The sequence below is a fragment of the Burkholderia latens genome, from assembly GCF_902499045.1.
Classification (GTDB): Bacteria; Pseudomonadota; Gammaproteobacteria; order Burkholderiales; family Burkholderiaceae; genus Burkholderia; species Burkholderia latens.
In genome coordinates, this window is the sequence record NZ_CABVPL010000023.1 from 61,100 (window position 1) to 84,827 (window position 23,728).

Genomic DNA, 23,728 nt, shown 5'->3' on the forward strand with positions numbered 1-23,728 from the left:
CGGCCGTTCGCGGCACACGTCCCGCACCGCACCGTGCGCCCTCGCACACCGTCCCTGCCGCTCCTGGCCCCGAATGCCGGCGACCACCCACGCCGCTCAATGATCGGGACGAGCCTCGGACAGCAACGTCATCCTGCACGACCTCGAAGCGGCCCGTGTCACGCCGCCACGCCGCTCGCCTGATGCGAAACCAGCCGCGCATACGCGCCCTGCCGCGCGATCAGCTCCGCATGCGTGCCCGCCTCGATGATCCTGCCGTGCTCGATCACGAGAATCCTGTCCGCATTGCGCACGGTCGACAGCCGGTGCGCGATGATGATCGACGTGCGCTGCGCCATCAGGTCCTCCAGCGCCGCGCGGATCTGCTGCTCGCTGATCGTGTCCAGATGCGATGTCGCTTCATCGAGGATCAGCACCGGTGCGTCCTTCAGGAACGCACGCGCGATCGCGACACGCTGGCGCTGCCCGCCGGACAGCTGCACGCCGCGCTCGCCGACGCGCGTCGCGAGCCCGTCCGGCAGCCGCGCGACGAATTCGCCGAGCGCGGCCTGATCGATCGCACGCCGCACGTCCGCATCGGACGCATCGCTCGCCGCCAGACGGATGTTCGCTTCGAGCGTGTCGTTGAACAGATAGGTATCCTGCGCGACGAGCGCGATGTGCCGGCGCAGGTCGTCGAGCCGCAAGTCGCGCAGATCGACGCCGCCGAGCGACACACGCCCGTGCTGAGGATCCCAGAAACGCAGCAGCAGGCTCGCGACGGTCGACTTGCCGGCGCCGGATGCACCGACCAGCGCGACCGTGCTGCCCGGCGGCACGTCGAAGCTCATGCGATCGATCGCCGGCACGCCGCGGCCGGGGTACGTGAAGCACGCGTCGTCGAAGCGCACGGTCGCGTCGCCGGACATCGCATGCGTGCCGTCGACCACCGTCACCGGCTCCTTGTCGATCGCACGCAGGCGCCGCGTCGATGCGATCGTGTCCGCGAGCTGCCGCGCGACCTGACCGATCTCGGCGACCGGCATGAACGCGGCCACGGCGACCAGCACCAGCAGCGGCAACGATTCGTGCGCGAACCAGCCGCGCGCGCTCAACCACGCGCCGAGCGCCGCGACGGCCAGGCCGCCGAGCCCGCTCGCGATCTCCAGCGCGGCGCTCTGCGCGGACAGGTCGTCGAGCAGCTTTGCGCGTTGCAGCCGGTACGCGTCGGCTTGCGCGACGAACGCGGCGCGCCGCCGCTCGATCGCCTGGAACGCGGTCAGTTCGGCGAGCCCCTGGATCGTTTCGGTCAGGTGCGCGCCGAGCTGGCCGAGCGCTTCGCGCGCGCCGGTGCCGAGCCGGTCGACGTCGCGCCGCGCGAGCACCGGCGCGAGCCCGGCCCACAGCAGGAACGGCAGCAGCACGAACGCGAGCGGCCACGCCACCGACGCGAGCAGCGCGAGCACGCCGGCCGGCACCAGCACCGCGACGAACGCGGGCGCGAGCGTATGCGCATAGAAGTATTCGACGGTCTCGACGTCCTGCGTCGCGAGCGCGACCAGATCGCCGGCGCGGCGCCGCAACAGCCCGGCCGGCGCGAGCCGTTCGAGCGTCGCGAACAGCGCGATGCGCATCTCGGCGAGCAGCCGGTACGCCATGTCGTGCGCGAGCCACGATTCGAGCCAGTGCAGCACGGCCGCGATCGGCGCGACGACGAGCAGCGCCGCGACGAGCGCCCCGTTCGCGTGTCCGGCCGAGACGCCGCCGACCACCAGCGCGCCGATCACGCCGACACCGACGAACGCCAGCACGCGGCCGATCCCGAACAACACGGTCAGCACGACCTTGCCTTTCCACGGACTGACGAAGCGCAGCAGCGTGCGTAAGGTCTCCGGCCAGCCGATCGCGGCCGCGTCGTCGTTCAGCGGCCGGACCTGCGGGCCGGACGCCGCACGCGCGCTCGCGCCGCCGGCCGCCGCGGCCGTGCCCGCGGCTTCGGCGGCAGCCTCCAGCTGCGGCCCCATCAGCCGCCGGTACGGGCCGTCGCGCGCGATCAACTGCGCGTGCGTGCCCTCGTCGACCACGCGCCCCTGGTCGAGCACCAGGATGCGATCGGCGCCGATCACGCTGGACAGCCGGTGCGCGAGCACGAGCGTCGTGCGGCCGCGCGTGAGCCGGTCGAGCGCCTGCTGGATCAACGCTTCGTTCTCCGCATCGACCGACGACAGCGCCTCGTCGAGCAGCAGGATCGGCGCATCGCGCAGCAGCGCGCGAGCGATCGCGATCCGCTGCCGCTGGCCGCCGGACAGCATCAGCCCGCGTTCGCCGATGCGCGTCGCGTAGCCGTCGGGCAGCGCCGAAATGAAATCGTGCGCGTTGGCCGCGCGCGCGGCCGCGATCATGTCCGCGTCGCTCGCGTCGGGACGGCCGAGCCGCAGGTTCTCCGCGACGCTGCCGTCGAACAGCGTCGCGTCCTGCGCGACGACCGCGATCATCTCGCGCACCTGGTCGGCGTCGAGCGTGCGCACGTCGTGACCGCCGATGCGGATCGCGCCGCGCTGCGCGTCGTGCTGGCGCAGAAGCAGCCGCACGATGGTCGACTTGCCCGCGCCGCTCGGACCGACGATCGCGACCGTCTCGCCTTCGCGCACCGAGAAACTCAATGCCGCATGCGCATCCGCGCGACGGCCCGGATACGCGAAGCTGACGCCGTCGAACACGATCTCCGGCCGCACGTGCGCGATGCGCGGCGCCGCGGCCGCCGGCGCGTCGCCGCCCGCGTCCAGCAGCGCATGAATCGCGTTCGCCGCCGACTGGCCGATCATCCCCTGATGCAGCACGCCGCGCAGGTCGCGCAGCGGCCGGAAGATCTCGCTGCCGGCCATCAGCACGATCAGCAGCGCTTCGAGGCTCATGTAGCCGTGACGCACGCGCCATGCGCCGACTGCAATCGCGGCGGCCGCGCCGAGGCCGGTGCCGAGATCGGTGAAGAGCCGCGTCAGCAGCCCGAGCGCGAGCACCCAGAACGTGCTGTCGGACAGCGCGCGCGCCTTCGCCGCCAGTTTCGCGCCGAACGCGCGGCTCTGCCCGAACGCCTTCAGCGTCGGCAGGCCCTGCACCGCGTCGAGAAACTCCTCGCCGAACGCCTTGAACGCCGCCGAACGTGCCAGCGCCGCGCGCCGGTCCGCACGGTGCACGAGTTGCGGCAGCGCGAGCGTGACGAGCGCGGCAATCAGCAGGACCGCGGCCGTCGGCACGTCCCACCACGCGAGCACCGCGAAGATCATCACCGGCGCGCACGCGGCGATCACGAGCTGCGGCAGGTAGACGCCGAAGAAGGTCTGCAGTTGCTCGACGCCGTCGACGACGGCCAGCATCACGCCGCCCGTGCGCTCGCCGCTGAACCACGCGGGGCCGAGCGCGGCGATCCGGTCGAACAGCCGCGCGCGCAGCGCGGACTGCACGTGCCCGGCCGTGTGCTGCGCGAGCACCGTGCGGCGATGATCGAGCCATGCGCGCAGCAGCACGCAGAGCGTCGTTGCAACGACGGCTTCGCCGATATCGCGCGCGGCCGCGCCGGCGAACACGAGCGCAAGCACGCGGCCGAGAAACACGAACCGGAGGATGCCGACACCCATCGCGAGCAGCCCGAGCGCGACCGCGGCGGCGACCCGCCAGCGCAATCCCGCCATCATCGCCCATAGTCGCCGGTCGAAATACATGAAGCCCTCCAGTCGGTTTTTCGTTGCGGTTTGATCGACCGGACCAAGGCTACCCGCGCGGCCGGCGCGCGGCAAAAGATGATTTTTCAACGGGTGTTGAGTCACCTACAATACCCCGCATGTCGCACCTTCCACCGCTCAGCGCATTGCGTGCCTTCGAGGCGGCCGTCCGCCTCGGCGGGTTCGCGCGCGCGGCGGCCGAGCTCAACGTGTCGACGAGTGCGATCAGCCACCAGATCCGCGCGCTGGAGGAATCGCTGGGCGCGCGCCTGCTCGAACGCAGCACGGGGCTGGGCGGCATCAGTCTCACGCCTGCGGGCACGCGCCTGCTGCCGGCCGTCAGCGACGCGCTCGCGAAGCTGACCGACGCCTGCGCGGAGATTCGCGGCACCACCACGCAACGGCTGACGGTCTCCGCCAACGCGCCGTTTTCGTCGATGTGGCTCGCGCGCCGCCTCGCGGAATTCTCGTCGCTTCATCCCGAAACGCCACTGCATGCGGTCGTGATCGACGACGAACCGGATTTCGCGCGCAGCGGAGTCGACCTCGCGATCGTTCACGTGAGCGCGCACCGGCTGCGCGCCGACGATGACGTGCTGATGCGCGAAACCGTGTTTCCGGTCTGCAGCCCCGAGCTGTTCCCGTATGCGTCGGGGTATGTGTGCCGCTCGCGCCTGCTGCAGGAGATGCACGAGGACAGCCCGGAAATCGACTGGCGCAACTGGGCCGTGCATTTCGGCCTGCCGGACGACTTCGAGACGAAGATCGTCCGCTACAGCAGCTTCAGCCAGGTGATCGGTGCGGCGCTCGGCGGTGCGGGCATCGCGCTCGGCCGGGTGCCGCTGATCGAGCCCGAACTGCGCAGCGGCCGGCTGGTGCCGCTGGTGCCGGGCCTCGCGCGCGATGCGTCGTGGCGCTTCGTGCTGCGCCGCAATCCGGCGACGCGGCATCGGCTGCTCGATCCGTTGATCGCGTTCCTGCGCCGCGAAGCCGACGCGCCGCCGTTCAAGCTCGCGACGATCGTTGCGTCCGCATCCAACGACAGTCATGCGCGCGGCGCGGGCGGCGCGTAACGAGCCCGCGCACGCGGCCGGCGCGAGCATCGCCGGTTGATGAACGCGTGCTCGTCACGGCGTCGCGAAAAACAGCGCGACGACGCAGGCCATCCCGCCGAACCACACGAGCGAGCGCAGCGTCGCCCAGTTCAGCAGATACATCAGCGCGTAGACGACACGAATCGCGACGAATGCGATCGCGAGCCGGTCGACGTGCTGCGCGTTCGCGCCGTTGTGCCACGCGACCACCAGCGCAGCCGTGAACAGCGCGAACGCTTCCCATGCATTCTGGTGCGCGGCCTGCGCCCGCGCGCGCCAGCCTTCGAGCTTCGCCAGGTATTCGCGCGGCGTGCGGTTGTCGTACCGCTTGTCGGCCTTCGCCAGGAACGTCATCGGGAACGGCAACAGCGCGACGATGAACAGGCACAGCTGGGACGTCGTCATCCGGTCTCCTCCTTTTATGGTTACATTGATCAATGACAAGGTCGCGCAGAGCTTAGCATTGCATCGCGCCGATCGCGTACCGGTTTTCTAGACGGGAGGCTCGGCAAAGCCAGCGGCCGGCGACCGCGGCGGCGTGCGGCTCGCATGCGGGCCGCGCAAAAAATTCCACCAAATCGCCGACAAATACGTTAATTAAAACTGGTCGAACACCAATAAGATAGCGCTCGACACTGGTTTTGCGCATCCGCGCGCCAGCCCCGATGACCCGCGCGGCGCCATCGTGCGCGCGCCGAACGACTTTCGACCCGAGCCCGACCATGCCCCGTCCCATCGTCGCCCATATCCGTCCGGACGCCGTCCGCCACAACCTCGAGTTCATCCGCCGCACCGCCGCGCAATCGCGCGTGTGGGCCGTGGTCAAGGCCAACGCATACGGCCACGGAATCGAGCGGATCTATCCGGGCCTCGCGGGGGCCGACGGCATCGCGCTGCTCGATCTCGACGAAGCCGTGCGCGTGCGCGAGCTCGGCTGGGACAAGCCGGTACTGTTGCTCGAAGGGATCTTCGAGCCGGCCGACGTCGAACTCGCCGATCGTCTCCGGCTGACCGTGGCCGTGCACTGCGACGAGCAGCTCGACCTGCTAATCGCCGCGAAGCCGCAGCAGCCGATCGACATCCAGCTGAAGATGAACACCGGGATGAACCGGCTCGGCTACCGGCCGCACGCGTTTCGCGCCGCGTGGGAACGTGCGGCGGCCGCGCCGTCGATCGGCCAGATCACGCTGATGATGCATTTCGCGAACGCCGACGAAGGCGAAGTCGACTGGCAGCTCGAGCAGTTCGATGCGGCCACGGCCGGGATTCCGGGCGAACGCTCGACGTCGAACTCGGCGGCCGTGCTGTGGCATCCGCGCGCGCATCGCGACTGGGTGCGGCCCGGCACGATCCTGTACGGCGCGTCGCCGACGGGCGCGTCGCGGCACATCGCCGACACGCCGCTGACGGCCGCGATGACGCTGACCAGCAAGATCATCGGCGTGCAGACGCTCGCGCCGCAGGAAACGGTCGGCTACGGCCGCCGCTTCACGGCGGACCGGCCGATGCGGATCGGCGTCGTCGCGTGCGGCTATGCGGACGGCTATCCGCGCCACGCGCCGACCGGCACGCCGATCGCGGTGGACGGCGTGATCACGCGCGTCGTCGGCCGCGTGTCGATGGACATGCTGACCGTCGACCTGACGCCGTGCCCGAACGCGGGCATCGGCTCGAGCGTCGAGCTGTGGGGCGACCAGGTGAAGGTGGACGACGTCGCGGAAGCGAGCGGCACGATCGGTTACGAGCTGATGTGCGCGCTCGCGCGCCGCGTGCCGGTCGTGATCGTGCCGCCCGGTGCGTCGTCGGTGCAGCCGGCGCCGCGCACGGGCAGCTACGGGCGATAACGCACGGCAATCACGCCGCGGCACGCTCGTGCGTCGCGGCGCATCCCGATCGTCCGCATTCGTTCGCGGGCCGCGTCGACCGGCTCGTTTGCCATGAGCGGCACGCTTCGGCGGTATGGGGCGAGTGCGCGGCACGAGCGCCGTTGCCACAAACGCACACGCACCCTTGTCGCTGTTCGACGCGTCACGACCGCCAGGTCGGCCTGCGCTTGTCCAGAAACGCGTCGATCCCCTCGCCCGCGTCCTCTTCCATCATGTTGCGCGCCATCACGTCGCCCGCAAACGCATACGCATCGTCGAGCGGCATCTCGCGCTGCCGGTAGAACATCTGCTTGCCGTAGCGCACCGCCGCCGGACTCTTCGCGACGATCTCCGCGACCTTGCGCGCGACGGCCGCGTCGAGCGCGTCCTCGGGCACCGCTTCGTTGACGAGCCCCCACGCGGCGGCCGTCGCCGCATCGACGAAACGCCCGGTGACGAGCATGTCGAACGCGCGCTTCGCCGACACGTTGCGGCTCAATGCGACGGCCGGCGTCGAACAGAACAGCCCGACGTTGATGCCCGACACCGCGAAGCGCGCGGTGTCGGCCGCGATCGCGAGGTCGCATGCCGCGACGAGCTGGCAGCCGGCCGCCGTCGCGATTCCTTGCACACGCGCGATCACCGGCACCGGCAACGCGCGCATCGCGAGCATCACGCGGCTGCATTGCGCGAACAGCGCACGGTAGTAATCGAGTTCGGGCTTGCCGCGCATCTGCCGCAGGTCATGGCCCGCGCAGAACGCGTTGCCCTCGGCGGCGAGCACGACGCAGCGCACGTGCGGATCGGCGGCGAGCGAGTCGAATGCGTGTTGCAGGCTCGCGAGCAGTGCGTCCGACAGCGCGTTGAACTGGTGCGGCCGGTTCAGCCGCAGCGTGACGACGCCGTCGCGGTCTTCACGCAGCAGAACGGGTTCCGATGACGAGTGATTCGAATCCATGATGGTCCACCTGATTGTCCGGATCGCGACACGCTAGCGGTTCAATATAGTCGATCCCCGCACGGACGGCGTCTACCGGCGTCACTCGTAGGTAGCGCTTCAGCGCGGCCGGTACTCGCCATCGTGCGCAGACCAGCGGAACGTCTGGCGCCATCGGCCGCCGCGCGCGCGCAGCTGCAGGTCGCGAAACCCGTCCGTCGATGTCGCGAGCACGCTCAACGTATTGCTGCCGTCCGTGATGTCGTGATCGCGCGTGCCGTCGGCATGCCAGTCGCCGGCGATATTCCGATAGAACATCATCGGTCGTGCGAACACGACGCGCAACGTCTTTCCGTCGAGCCTGAACAGGTACAGCGCCTCGAACGACGCGCCGCCGCCCGCATAGCCGATCGACCAGCCCGCGCGCACGCCGAACACCGCGTCGCCCGCGCGCAGCACATACGGTGCGAGATCGAACCGTAGCCATCGATCGGGCCGTAACGCGAGATCGCCACGCGGTGTCGGCTGTTCAAGGTAGTCCGGACTGTCGAGATTCGTCCCGCTCCAGTCGGTCGGCTGATCCAGTGGCTGATCCGTGCGCGCGACGATGCGCGGCGTACCGTCCGGGCCGCGCTCGAACACGCCCAGCCAGACCAGCCCGCTCGCGGTCTCGGCGTCGCTCCGATGCTGGTAGCCGTCGCAGTCGGTCGGCGCGCGCAATCGCAGCACCTCCTGCGCGCGTTCGTCGCTCGGTGCCGCGCAGACGATTGCGACGAACGAACCGGGGCGCTGCGGCCATGGCTTCGCACCGGCCAGAACGACGCGAGCAGGATTCGCGCCCGGGGCAAGCTGCGCGATCAGCGCCTCTTTCGTGAAGCCCGGCGGCAGGTGCACACCGAAACCGTCCGGTTCCGGACCATCGCCGATTTCGCGCGAGTGAGCGGCCCGTGCGTCGGGCGACGCCAGCTTCGCGGGCACCTGATCGAGCGAATGCGCACTGCCCGCCGCGTGTGCGGCCAGGACTACACACGACGCGCCAATCGTGACAAGCCATCGGACGCAGCGGATCGTCATACCGGAATATCCTGTAGATGCGGGGGCATGCGCTGCGCGGCGCGCAGGCACGCCGGCCTCGGCATCGCGAGGATACGGACATCGCGGCGCGCTGTAAATCGGGCCGCGCCGTCAGCCCGCGAGCTTCTTCAGCGCGTCGAGCACCGCGTCGCCCTTGAACGGCTTCACGATCCAGCCCTTCACGCCGGCGGCCTTGCCGCGCTCCTTCATCGCCGGGCTGCTTTCGGTCGTCAGCATCACGATGTTGACCGACGCGTTCGCGAGTTCGCCGCGAATCTTCTCGGCCATCGTCAGGCCGTCCATGTTCGGCATGTTCACGTCGCTGATCACGAGGCGCACGCCGGGCGTCGCCTTGAGCTTCGCGAGCCCGTCCTTGCCGTCCACCGCCGTCGCGACGTCGAGCCCGTGATTGCGCAGGAACCCCGCGACTTCGTCGCGCACCGTGCCCGAATCGTCGACCACCAGAATCTTTGCCATCGTGTACCCCTTTTCGTTGTTGCCGACTTCAACAGTCGATATGCCATTCAAAACAGTTCGAGTTCGCCCGCCTCGACCATCGGCCCGACGTCCTGCACCGACTCGCGAAAATCCTCCGGCGACCAGCTCAGGCTGAACACGAAACGCTGGTCGAGCTGCACCGACCGCCCGGCCGCGGGATCGGTCATCCGGTACTTGAAGCACAGCTGCGGACAGTCGCCGCCGAACGAGATGAACTTCTGCTTGTGATTGACGACGAGCGGCACCTGCACCGGATGGCGCGCGAGCGCCTCCGCGTCGCCCAGATAGCGGTTCTTGAACGCACCCCACACCAGATTGGTCAGCTCGCCGAGCACGCTGTTCACGTCGCGGAAATCGGGCGCTCGGCCATCGCCGCGCGCGCCGCCGATCATGTCGAGCAACGGCTGCTCGCTCGTCTGCAGCAGCATGTAGCCGCGGCACCACGCGCTTTCCAGCGCGATCAGGCTGAACACTTCGCCGAAGATGATCTGGTCGCGGACGATGCACGGCGTGTCGCGTTCGATCGTCATGCCGGGGAACAGACCGTCGAGCCGGGCCTCGGTGATCTCGGCGATGCCGCGCACGAGCGCGTTCGGGTAGTCGCGGCTGAACAGGTATTCGCCGATCGCGCGCTTGAGCGGCGTCAGGTCGTCGGCCGTGTAGGTCGCGCATGCGACGCGCGCGAGCGCATCGGGCAGCGCGTCGCGCGGCGGCTCTCCGGCATTCGACGTGCGGCGCAGGATGATCGGCAGCTCGGGCCGCAGCGCGTCGATTTGCGTCGCGACGATCGCGCTCTCGGCCGGCGCGCCGCCGTAGTCCTCCGCGAGCAGGATCGCGCCGAGATCGATGTTCGAGCGCAGCACCTTCAGCAGCCGGTTGCGCCGCACCGTCAGGCCGACGAGGTTGTGCTCGTCGCAGAAGCGCTTGATCGCCGCCGCGTGCGCGCGGCTGTCGTCGAGCACGAGCACCTTGCTGACGGGTTGGTCTACGGTCATCTCGGGAAGTCCTCGGAATGCGAATCGGTCAGAACAGTTCGAGCTCGCCGCCGGTATCGACGGCGGCCGCTTCCGGCACGTGGAAGTCGACCGGCGCATTCGCGCACACGCACAGCGTCGCGCCGATCCGCACGTCGCCGTCGAGCGTCACGTCGTAGGCAGCCACGTGATCGGGGTTCAGCGCCGGCAGGTAGTCGATGCTCGCGCCGCTCAGCAGATAAGGCGTCGACATACCGAGATCGGGGAACGGCGCGGTCAGCGCCTGGTTGATCGCGCCGCAACACAGGTTCGCGACTTCCATGAACGCTTCGGGCAACGGCCGCTGCGTGCCCGAGCCGGACGACGACGCGCCGAAATGATGGCGCGTCGGCTCGTCGTCGCGAAAGCGCAGCGCGAGCAGCAGCCGGAAATGCAGCGCCGAGATCGTCAGCACCGCGACGTGCTCGGCGGCCTTCGGCGTCGCGCGCGCGTTCGTGCGCGGCGAATCGTCCGGCGCATCGTGCGTATCGACGACGACCGGCCGGATCTCGCATGCGGCGCCGGCCGCGAGCCGCGTGCGCGCCGCATCGAAGAAGATCCGCTCGAAAGCGGCCCGAGCCTGCGCGCTGATCACGTCGCGGCTCCTTCGAGCCGCGCATGCAATTGCCCCGCGAGCGTCTCGACCGTCGCGAGCGCGGCCGTGATCATCTTGCCGCCGGCCTGGATGTCCTGGAACGTCGCGGCCGTCACGAGATCGTTGCGGTTCAGGCTGTCGCGATAGCTGTTCGACAACTGCTGCGAGCGCGCGGCGAGCCCGCGCACCTCGCTCGCGACGATCGAGAAACCGCGTCCGGCGGCGCCCGCGCGCGCGGCTTCGATCGACGCATTCAGCGACACGATCGACACGTGGGCGACGATCGCCGACAGCTCCTGGTTCTTCGTACGCATGTCCTGGTTCTGCGTGGTCAGCGAGATCATCTGCTCGTGCCAGCGCTCGAACGTGCCGGCGAGCCCGCGCAGCCGCGCCGCTTCGTCGGCGAGCTTCGTCGCCTGCTGCGACAGCGCCGCGCGTTCGGCCGCGAGCGCCTGCAGCGCGTCGCGCTGTTCGCCGGCGCCGGCCGCCTCGCGCGCGACCCGCTCTTCGAGTTCCGCTTCGCGGCGCGACCACGCGTGCGCTGCTTCGGCATGCTCGGCAGCGGCTTCATCCGCGCGCGTTTGCGCCGCATCGAGCGCGTCGCGCAACGCGGCGGCGTCGCGCGCCATCGCCGCGACGAGCCGCGCTCGTGCGATGCGCCATACGATCGCGGCGATCATCGCAACCACGGCGCCGCCCGCGAGCGCACCGCCGACCGGAATCATCCACGCTTGCACGATCACTCCGTCGCGTCGACGTTCGCGAGGCCGGCGCGTGCCGACTGCTCGCCGTCATCACCCGCACTGTCCGCCGCGAAGCGCGCGGGCAGCGACACGATCGTCTCGAATGCGCGATACGGCGCGCCGGCGCGGTCGTCGGTGAAGCGCAGCGCGATGTCGCCGCCGTCGCGCTTCAGGAAGTTGCGCACCGCGTCCATCCCGACGCCGCGCCCCGACACTTCGGTCACTGCACTGGCGGTCGAGAAACCCGGCCGGAAGATCAGTTCGGCCACCGCTTCATCGGTCAATGCGGGTTCGTTGCCCGCGTCGATCCAGCCGCGCTCGCGCGCGATCGCGCGAATCCGGTCGAGCGCCAGCCCGCGGCCGTCGTCGCCGAGCACGAAGCGCAGTGCACCGTCGCCGACGTCGACCGCGATGTCGATCTTGCCGGCCGGCGGCTTGCCGGCCGCACGGCGCTCGTCGGACGTTTCGATCCCGTGGTCGATCGCGTTGCGCAGCAGGTGCATGAACACGTTCTTCAGCGTCGCGCCGATCTCGCTGCGCACGCGATGGCCGTTGCTGTCGATATGCACGACGGGCGCCGGCTTGCCGAGCTCGGCCGCGAGCGACGGAAGCGACTCGATCACGCCGCCCAGCGCGTCGCCGATGCCCTGGGTGCCGAGCTGGCTCAGCAGGCGGCGCACCGAATCGCGGGCCGCGCGCCAGTCGCTCGCGTTCGCCGGATCGGCGCCGTCGAGCATCCGCAGGCTCTCGCTGATGTGCGCGCGCTCGACCATCAGATAGTCGGCGCTGCCGTGCCGCACCGGCTCGCCGTGACGGCCGAGCGTGACCGCGTTGATCGTCGCGTAGTGGTCGACGGCCTCGCGCACGCGGGCCAGATCCTCCATCAGCGCGTCGCGGTTCCACTCGGGGCCGCCGTCCGCGCGGCGCAGCGATTCGTACGCCTGCTCGGCCTCGTGCACGATGTTGGTCAGGTGCTGCAGGCTGTACGTGCGCGCATTGCCCTTGATCGTGTGCATGTTGCGGAACAGCGCCGCGACGATCGAGTGATCCGCGCGTTCGTGCTGGCGGATCATCCGCTCGTTCTCGCTGAGGAAGCCCTTCGCGCTGTGCACGAAGTCGTGGAACTTGTCCTGGCTGATCGACAGGATCTCGCCGATCATCTCGAGCCGGCGCTGCTGCTCGCCGGCCTGCGCGGTCAGCTCGCGAATCTCCGTCACGTCGCGCACGCACAGCATCAGCCGCACGACCGTGTCGGTCTCGTCGGTGATCGCCGACCAGCTCAGGTCGAGCCATTTCTCGCGGCCGTCCGGCATCCGCTTCGCGACTTCGTTGACGAGCAGATGCTCGTTGAACGCGAAGTTCATGCTGTCCTCGCCGAGGCACGCGTGCACGGCCGCGTCGACCTGCGAGCGCGCATCGGAGCCGATGCTCGAGTCGTCGAACAGGAGCGCCATCAGGTCGCGGCCGGCGATGTCGGTGGTCTCGAAGATGGTCTCGAGATAAGCCGAATACTCGGCATGCACGACGCCGCCTTCGACGACGGTCAGGATCCCTTGCTGCATGTTCTGCAGCATCGCCTGGATGTCGGCCGTCTTCTGCTTCAGTTGCGCGGCGTTCTCCTGGATCTTCTCGATCATCCCGTTGAACGCGACGATCGAATGGCCGATCTCGTCCATCCGGCCCACCGGCACGCGGCGCGTGAAATCCTGGCTCGTCGCGATCTCGCTCATCATCGTCTGCATCCGGCTCAGCGGGCGCGTGATCTGGCGGTACAGCACGAAGCCGAGCGCGGTGAGCAGCACGACGACCGTGCCCGCGACGCTGCCGATCGCGGTCGCCGTCGTCGACAGCATCCCGTTCAATGCGCGGATCGCGTCGTCCTTCTGGCGGTTCTTCTCGACGCGCAGCGTGTCGACGATGCTTTCGAGCTCGTCGCGATACTGCGCGACGTTCGCGAACAGGTACGCCTGCGCCATCTCGGCCCTGCCGTCGGCCTTCATCTTCACGGTGTCGTCGATCGCCGCGAAGTAGTTCGCCGCGCTGTCCTTCGCCTGCGCGACGAGTCCTTCCTGCGCGTGCCCGACCGCCGATTTCGCCTGCGCGTCGAGCGCCGTGCGCAACGCGGCCTGCTTCGCCTTCAGCTCGTCGCGCGCCTGCGCGGCGGTGTTCGCGTCGGGCGCATACACGAGCGTCATCGTCGCGATCTGGATGTTCTTCACGTCGGCGACGAGATCGGCCGACGCGAGCGCGCTCGGCACGATGCCCTGTGTAACCTGTCGCACGTCGGACGCGCTCTTGCGCGTCTGGTACACGGCGTACACGCCGATCGCGGACAGCGCGAAAAACGTCAGGACGACTAGCAGCGTAATGCGATGACGGATGGTCATGAGTACAGCTCCCCGCAGCGATCCGGTGCGATCGCCGTTTGGTCTAATGAAAGAATGTGAGCGCCGAATTATCGGGGAAGGTGTATGACCGTCCGATGACGGAAAATCAATCGGTCATTGACGAAATCGCAATGATTAATTGCAGGCAAAAATGGCTAAAGTTTTCATTGGGCCGGCCGTTAACATCGGCCCAGGCGCTTGACCCGCCTGCGTGTGGACTTCGGTGAAACGAATCCGGATATTGGTCTTTTATTTCTCGATCCGGCAATTCAATTCATTCGAATATTCGTAAAACGTTTGCGAATTCGTTTTGCGCTGCAGCGTCGGATGCATCGGGTTTCGTCGGAACGCGTCGGTCGCGACGCGGGAGCGCTTTCAAAATCGGGATCTATCGGTCCGATCACCGGTACCAGCCACGCCCGTTGCCGGCGTACGATTCATTCCCATGCGGAAACAATCAATCGCCACCCGGCGATTCCCGTTCACGCCGGCGCGTTCTAGACTGTCGGATCATTTCCCCAACGGATCTTCGCAATGACCGACGTCCTGCCGCTCACCACCGACGCCGCATCCGGCCTCCATTACCTGCTGCGTCCGGCCGCCGGCCGTCCGGCAGGCCGACTGTTGCTGCTGCACGGCGTCGGCGGCAACGAGACCAATCTGCTGAACCTGGCCGGCACGATCGACCCGCGCGTCGAAATCGCGTTCGTGCGCGGCCCGCTGACGTTCGGCCCGAATCAGTACGCGTGGTTTCCGGTGCGCTTCGGCGCGAACGGCCCTGAAATCGATGCGGCCCGCGCGGATGCGAGCCGCGGGCAGTTGATCGCGCTGCTGCGTGCGTTGAGCGCGCAAGACGCCGCATACGACACTTCCGCATGCCCCACCGTGATCGCGGGTTTCAGCCAGGGCGGCATCATGAGCGCGAGCGTCGGCCTGACATCGCCGGCCGACGTCGGCGCATTCGCGGTGCTGTGCGGCCGCATCCTGCCGGAGATCGATCCGCTGATCGCATCGCGCGATGCATTGAGCGCGCTCCATGCGCTGGTGATGCACGGCCGCTTCGACGACAAGCTGCCGCTCGCGTGGGCGAACACGGCCGATGCGAAGCTGACGGCGCTCGGCGTCGCGCACGATACGCGCCTCTACGACGCCGGTCACGAGCTGACCGCGCAGATGGCGCGCGAATTCGGCCGCTGGGTCGCCGCGCGCATCGGGCTCGATTGAGCGCAGCGGGCGGCCTGGCCGCCCGCGCGTATCGTCAGACGTTGCTCGCCGGACCGGCGCGCAGCGGTGCACCGGCGGCATTGGCGGCATTGGCGGCGGCAGCTTCCCGCGCCGCACCGCGCTTCGCGAGCTTCCAGCCGATCACCAGCGCGAGCACGACGACCGGAATCATCGCGACGGTCCACGTGCCGCCCGGATAATCGAACGCCATCATCACCAGCACGCCGACGAGAAACGCGAGCGTGAGCCACGACGTGAACGGCGCGCCGGGCATCCGGAACGACACCGGGCTCAGCTCGCCGCGATTGACCGCGCGGCGGAACAGGATCTGGCACATCACGATGAAGCCCCAGGTCGTGATGATCCCGAGCGACGCCATGTTCAGCACGATCTCGAACGCCTGCGCCGGCACGATGTAGTTCAGCGGCACGCCGATCGCGTTGACCGCGACCGTGACGAGGATCCCGCCGTACGGCACGCCGCGCGCATTCATCCGCGACACGAAGCGCGGCGCCGAGCCGCCCATCGCGAGCGAGCGCAGCACGCGCCCGGTCGAATAAAGGCCGGAATTCAGGCTCGACAGCGCGGCGGTCAACACCACGACGTTCATCACCGTGCCGACGTACGGCACGCCGAGCTTGCCGAAGAACGTGACGAACGGGCTTTCGTGCGCGCTGTATGCGGTCCACGGCAGCAGCATCGTCAGCAGCACGACGGAGCCGACGTAAAACAGCGCGATACGCCACATCACGCTGTTGATCGCCTTCGGCAACACCTTGCGCGCATCGGCGGTCTCGCCCGCGGCGACGCCGACGAGCTCGATGCTCGCATACGCGAACACGACGCCCTGCACGATCAGCACCGCCGGCAGGATCCCGTGCGGGAAGATCCCGCCATGGTCCGCGATCAAATGCAGCCCCGGCATCTGTCCGGCAACCGGATGGCCGCTCGCGAGAAACACCGCGCCGACCGCGAGGAACAACGCGAGCGTGCCGACCTTGACGATGGAGAACCAGAACTCCATCTCGCCGAACACCTTCACGCCGATCATGTTCATGACCGACACGATGCCGAGCGCGCCCAGCGCGAACACCCATTGCGGCACGTCGGTGAACACGGCCCAGTACTTCATGTAGATCGCGACCGCGGTGATGTCGACGATGCCGGTGGTCGCCCAGTTCAGGTAGTACATCCAGCCCGCGACGAACGACGCGCGCTCGCCCATGAACTCGCGCGCATACGATACGAAGCTGCCGCTGGTCGGCCGGTGCATCACGAGCTCGCCGAGCGCGCGCATGATCAGGAACGCAAACGCGCCGCACACGAGATACACGACGGCCAACGCGGGGCCCGCGCTCTGCAGGCGGCCGCCCGCGCCGAGAAAGAGGCCGGTGCCGATCGCACCGCCCATCGCGATCATCTGCACGTGGCGCGGCTTCAGCTGCTTCTCGTAGCCGGATTCGTGCGACGCGAACATCGCGTCGCGGTCGGCATGGCGGGAGTCCGCGCCGGCGGCCGTGTCGGCCGGGCGCTCGCTGACGTGCTTCATGGAATGTCTCCGTTCTTGGTGTGTGTTGATGTCAGTCGACGTGTGACGCCCGTCGGCGGGGCGCCGCGGGAACGGCCGCGCACGGGCCGCCGGCGGCATGCGCCGGCGCCGCGCGGCCGGAATCAGTACGCGCGCGGACGGATCAGCGCTTCCGGCTGCAATGCTTCGTCGAGTTGCGCGGCGGTCATCAGCTGGTGGTCGAGCACGACCTCGCGGATCGACTTGCCGGTCTCGTGCGCCTCGGCGGCGACGGCCGTCGCGCGCTTGTAGCCGATGTACGGGTTCAGCGCGGTCGCGAGCGCGACCGAACGCTCCATCGTTTCGCGCAGCCGCTCGGGGTTCGCGGTGATCCCGCTCACGCAGCGGCCCGCGAGCGTCGTGCACGCGGCCGTCAGGTGGCTGAAGCTGCGGAACAGCGCGCTCGCGATCACCGGCTCGAACGCGTTCAGCTGAAGCTGCCCGGCTTCCGCGGCGAAGGTCACGGTCAGATCGTTGCCGAACACTTCGAACGCGACCTGGTTCACGACTTCCGGAATCACCGGGTTGACCTTGCCCGGCATGATCGACGAGCCGGCCTGCACCGGCGGCAGGTTGATCTCGCCGAAGCCGGCGCGCGGGCCGCTCGACAGCAGCCGCAGGTCGTTGCAGATCTTCGACAGCTTGACGGCAATGCGCTTGAGCACGCCGGAAATCTGCACGAACGCACCGCAGTCCTGCGTCGCTTCGACGAGGTTCGGCGCGGTGCTCAGATCGAGGCCGGTGATGCGCCGCAGCGCGGCCAGCGCCTTCTCCGCGTATTGCGGATGCGCGGTGATGCCGGTGCCGATCGCGGTCGCACCGAGGTTGATTTCTCGCATCAGCCAGCCGGCTTCCTGCAGGCGTGCGATGTCTTCCGTGACCATCACCGCGTAGGTCGAGAACTCCTGGCCGAGCGTCATCGGCACCGCGTCCTGCAACTGCGTGCGGCCGAGCTTCAGCAGATCCGAGAACGCGTCGGCCTTCTCCGCGAACGCATCGCGCAGCCGCCCCATCGCTTCGAGCAGATGCTCGACCGCGAAGCACGTCGCGATCCGGATCGCGGTCGGGTAGACGTCGTTCGTGCTCTGCGCGAGATTCACGTGCTCGTTCGGATGCAGATATTCGTACTGGCCGCGCGCATGCCCCATGATTTCGAGCGCGCGATTGCAGATCACCTCGTTCGCGTTCATGTTGGTCGACGTGCCGGCGCCGCCCTGGATGACGTCGACGACGAACTGGTCGTGCAGCCGGCCTTCGCGGATCTCGACGCACGCGGCCGCGATCGCGTCGCGATACGCGCGCGGCAGCAGCCCGAGTTCGCAGTTCGCATCGGCCGCGGCTTCCTTCACGGCCGCGAGCGCCATCACGAGATACGGCAGCGACGCGATCGTGCACCCCGAAATGTCGAAGTTCTCCTTCGCGCGCAGCGTGTGGACGCCGTAGTACGCGTCATCCGGAATGCTTCGCTTCCCTAAAAGATCCGCTTCGACGCGGAAGCCGCTTGCCGTCATCGTGTCCCTCCTGAAGTGTCCCGTGCCGCCGCGAATGACCGGCGTCCTTCGCCGCTTCCCGGTTCGACGGGTCGCATTCTATGCCTTTGCATAAAGAAGCTCGCTTCTGTATTATCGAAAGCGGTTTTGCGTGGGACGCAACAGCGAGAAACGAATGAAAACAACGGCAAGAGACACCGGCGTCGATCACCTCGGCGCGATGCGTGCGTTCGTGCGGGTCGTCGAAATGGGGAGCTTTTCCGCGGTCGCGAAGGAGATGCACGTGTCGACGTCGACGGTCGCGCGCAAGATCACGGCGATCGAGGACGCGCTCGGCGTCGCGCTGCTGCATCGCTCGACGCACAGCGTGACGCTCACCGAGGCCGGCCACATCTACCTGGAACGCGCGGTCACGCTGATCGCCGATCTCGACGACACGCTGCGCGTGGTCGCCGAGCTCAACGCGCAGCCGAGCGGCCCGCTGAAGCTCACCGCACCGGTCGCGTTCGGCCGCCGCCATCTGGCGCCGCTGATCGCGCCGTTTCTCGCGCGCTACCCGACGATCCAGCTCGACGTGCGGCTCACCGACAATCACAACGACCTCGTCGCCGGCGGGTTCGATCTCGACATTCACGAAGGCGAGAACTATCTGGACAATCTGGTCGTGCACCGGCTGTCGCGCAACGACAGCATCCTGTGCGCGACGCCCGGCTATCTCGATCGCTGCGGGCGCCCCGCGATGCCGGACGACCTGCAGCAGCACAACTGCCTGCGCTACGTGCATCCGGAAGGCGATCCGCGCTGGGAACTCGTGCGCGGCGACGCGCGGCACAGCGTGCTGCCGGCCGGCAACCTCGTCACCGATCACTCGGAGCTGCTGCTCGACGCGACGTGCGCGGGGCTCGGCATCGCCGAATTCGAGATCTGGCTGGTGCGCGATCTGCTCGCGAGCGGCGAGCTGGAACCCGTGCTGCCGCGCTATCGGCTGCAGAACAAGCTGACCGGCGACTACATCTACATCGCGTATCTGGCGAACCGGCGCAGCTCGGCGAAGCTGCGCGTGCTGAAGGATTTTCTCGCGGAACATCTCGCGCACATCGGCGAGCTGTCGGAAGCGGAGCTCGCGAAGATCCGCGCAATGGGCGCGTAGCGTGCGTGGCGCGCACGGGCCGCCGCCGTCGCGCCGGTCAGCAGCCACGCGGCGAAAGCCAGCGGGCCCGGCGTCGCGGCACGGGTGCCGCTGACCGCCGCACGCGGCGTCGTGAAACGGTCACGCGAGCGCGCCGGCGAGCGCCGATGCCGCGCGCGCCGAAGCGCGCCCCCCGGCGCGGCCGGCAGCGCCGTTCAGGCCGCCTGCAATTCGAACGGGAACGTCGCGTGGCCGACCTCGACGCCCTGCGTGTTCAGCATCGGCGGCCGGTGGAACGCGGCGAGCCGCGCGCGCTGCGCGTCCGTGCCGATCTGCAGCCGTTCGAGCAATTCGCTGACCATCATGTACAGCACGTCGATATTGCCGTCCTCGATCTTCACCGAGATGCCGAGCGCGCCATCGGCGCCGAGCGCCCGCGTGCGCGCCGACGCACGCACGCCGATCCCGTAGCACGCGTCCGCGCCGAGCTTGCCGACGACCTGCCCTTCGAACGCGTCCATCAGCACCGTGCAGTAGCGCCCTTCTCCGGCGACCAGCTCCGGATGGGTCGTCATCGCATGATGAATGCGCGCCAGCGCGCGCACGCGAGCGCTCGCCGCATCGGCGCCGCCTGCTTCGACCTTGTCCGCGCCGTCGGCCAGCGACGCATACAGACGCGCGAGGCGATCGAGCGAGAACGCCGGCGTCGGCAGGTTGCAGCCGTCGATCGCCCAGTCGACTTCGTCGTCGCGCAGCCCGCATGCGTCGGCGACCACGTGCTTCACGCGCACCTGCATCGGATGATCCGGCAGATGGTAGTCGGCGATCGGGGCGCCGATCGCCCGCGCGCCGGCCAGCATCCCGACGTGCTTGCCCGAACAGTTGCTGCAGACGCCGGTCGGCGTGTAGTCGCGCTTGATCCACGACCGAAGCACCGCATCCGACAACGGCGCGTGGCCGCCGCACCGCAGATCCGACTCCTGCGCGTCGACCTTCGCGAGCATCGCGCGCGTGCGCGCGATGTGCCGTTCCTCGCTGCTGTGCGACGCGCACATCAGTGCGATGTCCGCGTCGTCGAAACCGAACCGCTCGGGCGCGCCCGTCTCGATCACCGACAGCGCCTGCGCCGGCTTCGCCGCCGAGCGCGCGAGCGTCATCCGGAACGGAGCGCCGAGCCGGAACAGCAGCTTGCCGCCGGCGTCCACCACCGCCACATCGGCGACGTGCGTGTTCTCGATCGCATTGCCGCGGTACGTGACGACCGCTGCGCGTTGGGTGTCCATCTGTACTGTCTCCTTCGTCGGGCCATCGCCGGGGCCCTGTCAACCGGTACGGCAGTGTATCGATTCGCCGCCCGTGCGCGCCGCCCGGCCGATGGAAAGCGGTATTGCGCCCGATGCAAAGCCATCGCATGGATCCAAATGCCTGGCCGGTTCAGTACAGGAAGCACTCCGCCGTTTGCGCGACAACCGTGGCGCGCGGGGGCAACGCGCGCGGCGACATCGCGCCCGCCACGCTCCCCCGGCGCAGCGGCTACGCTTCGATCGCGAGCAACGCGAACGTCGCGAGCCAGTGTTCGCCCATGTAGTCGCCCGCCACGTGCGCGAGCGCGCTCGCGAGATGCCGGTCGGCCGCATCGAGCAGCTTCGTGCGCCGCGCGTCGCCTTCCGGCAGCGCGCCGGCCAGCGAGCGCTGGCACCACGCGCGGCTCAGGTTCAAGCCGTCGAGGTGCGCGATCTTGCCGTCGCCGCGATCGCTGACGGTGGCCGGCACGAACAGCGTCGCCGGCTCGCCGCGCGCAAGATCCGGCAGGAAGCGCGCGAACCAGCCGTCGAATTCGCCGGCCGGCAGCACGCGCCGCATCAGCTCCGCCTCCATCAGCGCGGGCGACAGGAACTCGTCGCCCGACGGCTCCCACGCCTGGCACGCGACGTCGTTCAGGTGCCAGCGCTTCGCGGTATCGGCGATCAGCGCCGCGAGCCCGTCGCGCTGCGTCGCGCGCGCGAAGTCGAGCGCCAGCGCGAGCGCGAACGCGGTGTTGAAGTGCGTGCCGACCCGCAGCGGATAGGTCGCCTTCGGCAGGAAGGCCTCGAAGCGCGACACGAACAGATCGGCGAGCGGCGTCATCGTCTTCGCCCAGCGCGCGGCCTGCGGCACCACGCCCTTCAGCGCCAGCCGCTCCAGCTGCGCGGACAGCGCGAGCAGCCACGCCCATCCGTACGGCCGCTCGAAGCCGACGTTGTGCGGCAGCGCGAGATACGCGCGTTCGCCGGCGACGTTCGCGTCGGTGAAATGCGCGTCGACGACGGCGATGATCCGCTCGGCCTCCGGCAGCGCCGGATAGCGTTCGAGCACGCGCAGCACGAGCCAGTAGCCGTGCACGCACGAATGCCAGTCGTAGCTGCCGTAGAAGATCGGGTGCAGCGCGCGCGGCCCCTGCACGTCGTGCGGGCCTTCGAGCGAATGCGTGAGCTTGTTCGGATATTCGCGGGTCAGGTGCGCGAGCGCGAGCGACGCGAATTTCGACGCGAGTTCGGGGGTCAGTCGGTCGGTCATGGAAGCCTCGTCAGAAGCGGAATACGAACGCGTACATCAGCAGCGTGTTCACGGCGAGCAGCAGCACGGCGGTCGGCCATTGCGCCTTGATCACGCCGTTCTTGTCCTTCAGCTCCAGCAGCGCAGCGGGCACGATATTGAAGTTCGCGGCCATCGGCGTCATCAGCGTACCGCAGAAGCCGCTCAGCATCCCGATCGCGCCCATGATCGCCGGGTTGCCGTGGAACTGATGGACGATCAGCGGCAGGCCGATGCCGGCCGTCATCACGGGGAACGCGGCAAAGCCGTTGCCCATGATCATCGTGAACAGCGCCATCCCGACCGTGTACGCCGCGACGACCGCGAACGGCGAATCGATCGGCACCCACTCCTTCACGAGCCCCGACACGACGCCGCCGACGCCCGCGACCGCGAACAGCGCGCCGAGCGCCGCGAGCATCTGCGGCAGGATCGCGGCCCAGCCGACCGCGTCCATCGTATGACGCGCGTCCTTCAGCGCATGAACCGGCGAATCGCGCAGCATCGCGAGCGCGACGCCGAACGCGACCAGCGTGCCGAGCACGAGGGAGATCAGCGTCACGCTCTTCGGATCGACGAACGGCACGAGCTTCAACACGAACGTGCCGATCAGCGTGACGACGGGAATCAGCAGCGCGGGCAGGAACAGCCGGTTGCCGAAGCGCAGCGCCTTCGCGTCGCGCCGTGCGGCGGCCGCGTCGCCCGCTTCGTCGGACTTGCCGCGGCCGAGCTTGCCCGAGCCTGCGATCAGCGCGAGCGTGATCGCGAGGCAGCCCGTCACGAAGTGCGGCAACAGCGCGCCGAACAGGAACGTGAGCGCGTAGATCGCCCAGAACGCGAAGTTGACGACGCGGCGCGGGTTCGTGCGGTCCGTCAGGTTGAAGCACGCGAACGCGGCGAACATCAGCCCCGCGAGCGTATACAGCGGTTCGAGGCCGATCATCGCGCGCCCTCCCGTCCGAATGCGCGGAAGCCGCGCGACAGCCGATGGTCGAGCAGCGCGAGGCGCGTGCAGTGGATCAGCAGCGCGGCGATCGCGGTCGGGATCGCCCACACCGACAGGTGCAGCGGCTCGATCGCGATTCCGTTCTGTTCGAGAAAGCCCTTGATCAGCAGGATCGACTGGATCGCGATGAAGATGTCCTCGCCGAAGAACACGGCGACGTTGTCGGCGGCCGACGCATGCGCGCGGATCTGCTGGCGCACCGACTCGGGCAGGTCGCCGTGCCGGCTGACCGCGGCGGCCTCGGCCATCGGCGCGATCAGCGGCCGCACCATCTGCGCGTGTCCGCCGAGCGACGTGAGGCCGAGCGCGGCCGTCCCCTGGCGCAGCACGAAATACAGCATCAGCACGCGGCCGGTGGTCGCCGCGTGCACGCGCGAGATCATCCGTTTCGCCTGTTCCTTCAACCCGTTGCGCTCGAGCAGCGCGATCACCGGCAGCGTCAGCCAGATCAGCCCCATGTAGCGGTTGTCGGTGAACGCCTTGCCGAACGCGCTGACGATGTCGACGAGATTCATCCCGCCCGCCAGCCCCGTCGCGAGCCCCGCGATCGTGACCACCAGCAGCGCGTTGAAGCGCAGCGCGAAACCGATCACGACGATCGGCACCCCTATCAGCACCAGCATTGCTCCTCCTTGTGTCGGATGCCCGGCGCGGCGAGCACGCGCCGCCCGCCCGGTTTCGACCGGGTTCAGGCCGCAAAATCTAGCACGAGACTTTATCGATAAAAAGTCGACAATTTACAGCTTCGGGTAAACGTTGAAACCGGTACGATGCCGCGCGCGCCGTATGCCGTTCGTGTGCCGGTCGTGTGCCGGTCGTGTGCCGGCACGG

General features: G+C 68.7%; 21 protein-coding genes. 5 read left to right on the forward strand and 16 right to left on the reverse strand.

What is annotated here, in order from left to right; all coding sequences use genetic code 11:
* Positions 1-158: 158 nt before the first annotated feature.
* Complete coding sequence (locus tag BSE24067_RS17280) at positions 159-3,701, reverse strand: ABC transporter ATP-binding protein/permease (RefSeq protein ID WP_174904804.1); 3,543 nt, start codon at positions 3,699-3,701, stop codon at positions 159-161.
* A 119-nt stretch (positions 3,702-3,820) separates the two neighbouring features.
* Between BSE24067_RS17280 and BSE24067_RS17285 the strand changes: the two genes are divergently transcribed.
* Positions 3,821-4,774 carry a LysR family transcriptional regulator gene (locus tag BSE24067_RS17285; protein ID WP_151067792.1) on the forward strand — a complete coding sequence of 318 codons (954 nt, stop codon included), beginning with the start codon at positions 3,821-3,823 and terminating at the stop codon, positions 4,772-4,774.
* A 54-nt stretch (positions 4,775-4,828) separates the two neighbouring features.
* On the opposite strand, the gene BSE24067_RS17290 is transcribed toward BSE24067_RS17285, so the two are convergent.
* The gene (locus tag BSE24067_RS17290) at positions 4,829-5,200 is read right to left on the reverse strand and encodes an MAPEG family protein (RefSeq protein ID WP_151067793.1); all 372 of its coding nucleotides are present in this window, start codon (positions 5,198-5,200) and stop codon (positions 4,829-4,831) included.
* A 52-nt stretch (positions 5,201-5,252) separates the two neighbouring features.
* The gene (locus BSE24067_RS17295) at positions 5,253-5,531 is read right to left on the reverse strand and encodes a hypothetical protein (RefSeq protein WP_151067795.1); all 279 of its coding nucleotides are present in this window, start codon (positions 5,529-5,531) and stop codon (positions 5,253-5,255) included.
* Here BSE24067_RS17295 and alr point away from each other — a divergent pair.
* Positions 5,518-6,639, forward strand: coding sequence for an alanine racemase (gene alr, locus BSE24067_RS17300; RefSeq protein WP_151067796.1), 1,122 nt, complete (start codon positions 5,518-5,520; stop codon positions 6,637-6,639). The genes BSE24067_RS17295 and alr overlap by 14 nt on opposite strands.
* Positions 6,640-6,823: 184 nt before the next feature.
* On the opposite strand, the gene BSE24067_RS17305 is transcribed toward alr, so the two are convergent.
* The 7 genes from BSE24067_RS17305 to BSE24067_RS17335 form a co-directional block, all read right to left on the reverse strand.
* A complete protein-coding gene (locus BSE24067_RS17305) occupies positions 6,824-7,618 on the reverse strand; it encodes an enoyl-CoA hydratase (protein ID WP_151067798.1) in 795 nt (264 codons plus the stop codon).
* Between the two features lie 99 nt (positions 7,619-7,717).
* Complete coding sequence (locus BSE24067_RS17310; RefSeq protein WP_151067800.1) at positions 7,718-8,671, reverse strand: hypothetical protein; 954 nt, start codon at positions 8,669-8,671, stop codon at positions 7,718-7,720.
* Between the two features lie 111 nt (positions 8,672-8,782).
* Positions 8,783-9,148, reverse strand: a complete 366-nt coding sequence (locus BSE24067_RS17315; RefSeq protein WP_040139564.1) for a response regulator — start codon at positions 9,146-9,148, stop codon at positions 8,783-8,785.
* A 47-nt stretch (positions 9,149-9,195) separates the two neighbouring features.
* Positions 9,196-10,164 carry a chemotaxis protein CheX gene (locus BSE24067_RS17320; protein ID WP_151067802.1) on the reverse strand — a complete coding sequence of 323 codons (969 nt, stop codon included), beginning with the start codon at positions 10,162-10,164 and terminating at the stop codon, positions 9,196-9,198.
* Between the two features lie 28 nt (positions 10,165-10,192).
* Entirely contained in the window at positions 10,193-10,777 is a 585-nt protein-coding gene (locus BSE24067_RS17325; protein WP_151067804.1) for a hypothetical protein, read from the reverse strand.
* Positions 10,774-11,514 (reverse strand): methyl-accepting chemotaxis protein, encoded by a 741-nt coding sequence (locus BSE24067_RS17330; RefSeq protein ID WP_151067806.1) that lies wholly within the window; start codon positions 11,512-11,514, stop codon positions 10,774-10,776. The genes BSE24067_RS17325 and BSE24067_RS17330 overlap by 4 nt, the downstream gene beginning before the upstream one ends.
* 2 nt (positions 11,515-11,516) lie before the next feature.
* Complete coding sequence (locus BSE24067_RS17335; RefSeq protein WP_151067808.1) at positions 11,517-13,907, reverse strand: MCP four helix bundle domain-containing protein; 2,391 nt, start codon at positions 13,905-13,907, stop codon at positions 11,517-11,519.
* 198 nt (positions 13,908-14,105) lie between these two features.
* Between BSE24067_RS17335 and BSE24067_RS17340 the strand changes: the two genes are divergently transcribed.
* Together BSE24067_RS17340 and BSE24067_RS17345 are read left to right on the forward strand one after the other, a co-directional pair.
* Positions 14,106-14,408 (forward strand): hypothetical protein, encoded by a 303-nt coding sequence (locus BSE24067_RS17340; RefSeq protein WP_151067810.1) that lies wholly within the window; start codon positions 14,106-14,108, stop codon positions 14,406-14,408.
* A gap of 33 nt (positions 14,409-14,441) precedes the next feature.
* Entirely contained in the window at positions 14,442-15,131 is a 690-nt protein-coding gene (locus tag BSE24067_RS17345; RefSeq protein WP_151067812.1) for an alpha/beta hydrolase, read from the forward strand.
* A 34-nt stretch (positions 15,132-15,165) separates the two neighbouring features.
* Here the strand turns inward: BSE24067_RS17345 and BSE24067_RS17350 are convergent, their stop codons facing one another.
* Positions 15,166-16,680 carry an amino acid permease gene (locus BSE24067_RS17350; protein ID WP_151067814.1) on the reverse strand — a complete coding sequence of 505 codons (1,515 nt, stop codon included), beginning with the start codon at positions 16,678-16,680 and terminating at the stop codon, positions 15,166-15,168.
* A 122-nt stretch (positions 16,681-16,802) separates the two neighbouring features.
* Entirely contained in the window at positions 16,803-18,209 is a 1,407-nt protein-coding gene (gene aspA, locus BSE24067_RS17355) for an aspartate ammonia-lyase (RefSeq protein WP_151067815.1), read from the reverse strand.
* Between the two features lie 154 nt (positions 18,210-18,363).
* Between aspA and BSE24067_RS17360 the strand changes: the two genes are divergently transcribed.
* Positions 18,364-19,338, forward strand: coding sequence for a LysR family transcriptional regulator (locus BSE24067_RS17360; protein ID WP_151067817.1), 975 nt, complete (start codon positions 18,364-18,366; stop codon positions 19,336-19,338).
* A gap of 194 nt (positions 19,339-19,532) precedes the next feature.
* Here BSE24067_RS17360 and BSE24067_RS17365 read toward each other — a convergent pair whose 3' ends face one another.
* From BSE24067_RS17365 to BSE24067_RS17380, 4 genes are all read right to left on the reverse strand, one after another.
* Positions 19,533-20,600: an asparaginase gene (locus tag BSE24067_RS17365; RefSeq protein WP_151068681.1), complete on the reverse strand. Its 1,068-nt coding sequence runs from the start codon at positions 20,598-20,600 to the stop codon at positions 19,533-19,535.
* Positions 20,601-20,850: 250 nt separating this feature from the next.
* The gene (locus BSE24067_RS17370; protein WP_151068680.1) at positions 20,851-21,873 is read right to left on the reverse strand and encodes a DUF2891 domain-containing protein; all 1,023 of its coding nucleotides are present in this window, start codon (positions 21,871-21,873) and stop codon (positions 20,851-20,853) included.
* 10 nt (positions 21,874-21,883) lie between these two features.
* Positions 21,884-22,834, reverse strand: coding sequence for a DUF979 domain-containing protein (locus BSE24067_RS17375; RefSeq protein ID WP_151068679.1), 951 nt, complete (start codon positions 22,832-22,834; stop codon positions 21,884-21,886).
* Positions 22,831-23,520 (reverse strand): DUF969 domain-containing protein, encoded by a 690-nt coding sequence (locus BSE24067_RS17380; RefSeq protein WP_151068678.1) that lies wholly within the window; start codon positions 23,518-23,520, stop codon positions 22,831-22,833. The genes BSE24067_RS17375 and BSE24067_RS17380 overlap by 4 nt, the downstream gene beginning before the upstream one ends.
* Between the last annotated feature and the right edge of the window lie 208 nt (positions 23,521-23,728).

What these genes read in the sequence shown, in the direction of transcription:
- BSE24067_RS17305 (WP_151067798.1), bottom strand. Translation starts at nt 7,618, where the DNA reads ATGGATTCGAATCACTCGTCATCGGAACCCGTTCTGCTGCGTGAAGAC.
- BSE24067_RS17345 (WP_151067812.1), top strand. Translation starts at nt 14,442, where the DNA reads ATGACCGACGTCCTGCCGCTCACCACCGACGCCGCATCCGGCCTCCAT.
- BSE24067_RS17375 (WP_151068679.1), bottom strand. Translation starts at nt 22,834, where the DNA reads ATGATCGGCCTCGAACCGCTGTATACGCTCGCGGGGCTGATGTTCGCC.
- BSE24067_RS17290 (WP_151067793.1), bottom strand. Translation starts at nt 5,200, where the DNA reads ATGACGACGTCCCAGCTGTGCCTGTTCATCGTCGCGCTGTTGCCGTTC.
- BSE24067_RS17315 (WP_040139564.1), bottom strand. Translation starts at nt 9,148, where the DNA reads ATGGCAAAGATTCTGGTGGTCGACGATTCGGGCACGGTGCGCGACGAA.
- BSE24067_RS17285 (WP_151067792.1), top strand. Translation starts at nt 3,821, where the DNA reads ATGTCGCACCTTCCACCGCTCAGCGCATTGCGTGCCTTCGAGGCGGCC.
- BSE24067_RS17380 (WP_151068678.1), bottom strand. Translation starts at nt 23,520, where the DNA reads ATGCTGGTGCTGATAGGGGTGCCGATCGTCGTGATCGGTTTCGCGCTG.
- alr (WP_151067796.1), top strand. Translation starts at nt 5,518, where the DNA reads ATGCCCCGTCCCATCGTCGCCCATATCCGTCCGGACGCCGTCCGCCAC.
- BSE24067_RS17320 (WP_151067802.1), bottom strand. Translation starts at nt 10,164, where the DNA reads ATGACCGTAGACCAACCCGTCAGCAAGGTGCTCGTGCTCGACGACAGC.
- BSE24067_RS17310 (WP_151067800.1), bottom strand. Translation starts at nt 8,671, where the DNA reads ATGACGATCCGCTGCGTCCGATGGCTTGTCACGATTGGCGCGTCGTGT.
- BSE24067_RS17350 (WP_151067814.1), bottom strand. Translation starts at nt 16,680, where the DNA reads ATGAAGCACGTCAGCGAGCGCCCGGCCGACACGGCCGCCGGCGCGGAC.
- BSE24067_RS17280 (WP_174904804.1), bottom strand. Translation starts at nt 3,701, where the DNA reads ATGTATTTCGACCGGCGACTATGGGCGATGATGGCGGGATTGCGCTGG.
- BSE24067_RS17365 (WP_151068681.1), bottom strand. Translation starts at nt 20,600, where the DNA reads ATGGACACCCAACGCGCAGCGGTCGTCACGTACCGCGGCAATGCGATC.
- aspA (WP_151067815.1), bottom strand. Translation starts at nt 18,209, where the DNA reads ATGACGGCAAGCGGCTTCCGCGTCGAAGCGGATCTTTTAGGGAAGCGA.
- BSE24067_RS17370 (WP_151068680.1), bottom strand. Translation starts at nt 21,873, where the DNA reads ATGACCGACCGACTGACCCCCGAACTCGCGTCGAAATTCGCGTCGCTC.
- BSE24067_RS17360 (WP_151067817.1), top strand. Translation starts at nt 18,364, where the DNA reads ATGAAAACAACGGCAAGAGACACCGGCGTCGATCACCTCGGCGCGATG.
- BSE24067_RS17335 (WP_151067808.1), bottom strand. Translation starts at nt 13,907, where the DNA reads ATGACCATCCGTCATCGCATTACGCTGCTAGTCGTCCTGACGTTTTTC.
- BSE24067_RS17295 (WP_151067795.1), bottom strand. Translation starts at nt 5,531, where the DNA reads ATGGGACGGGGCATGGTCGGGCTCGGGTCGAAAGTCGTTCGGCGCGCG.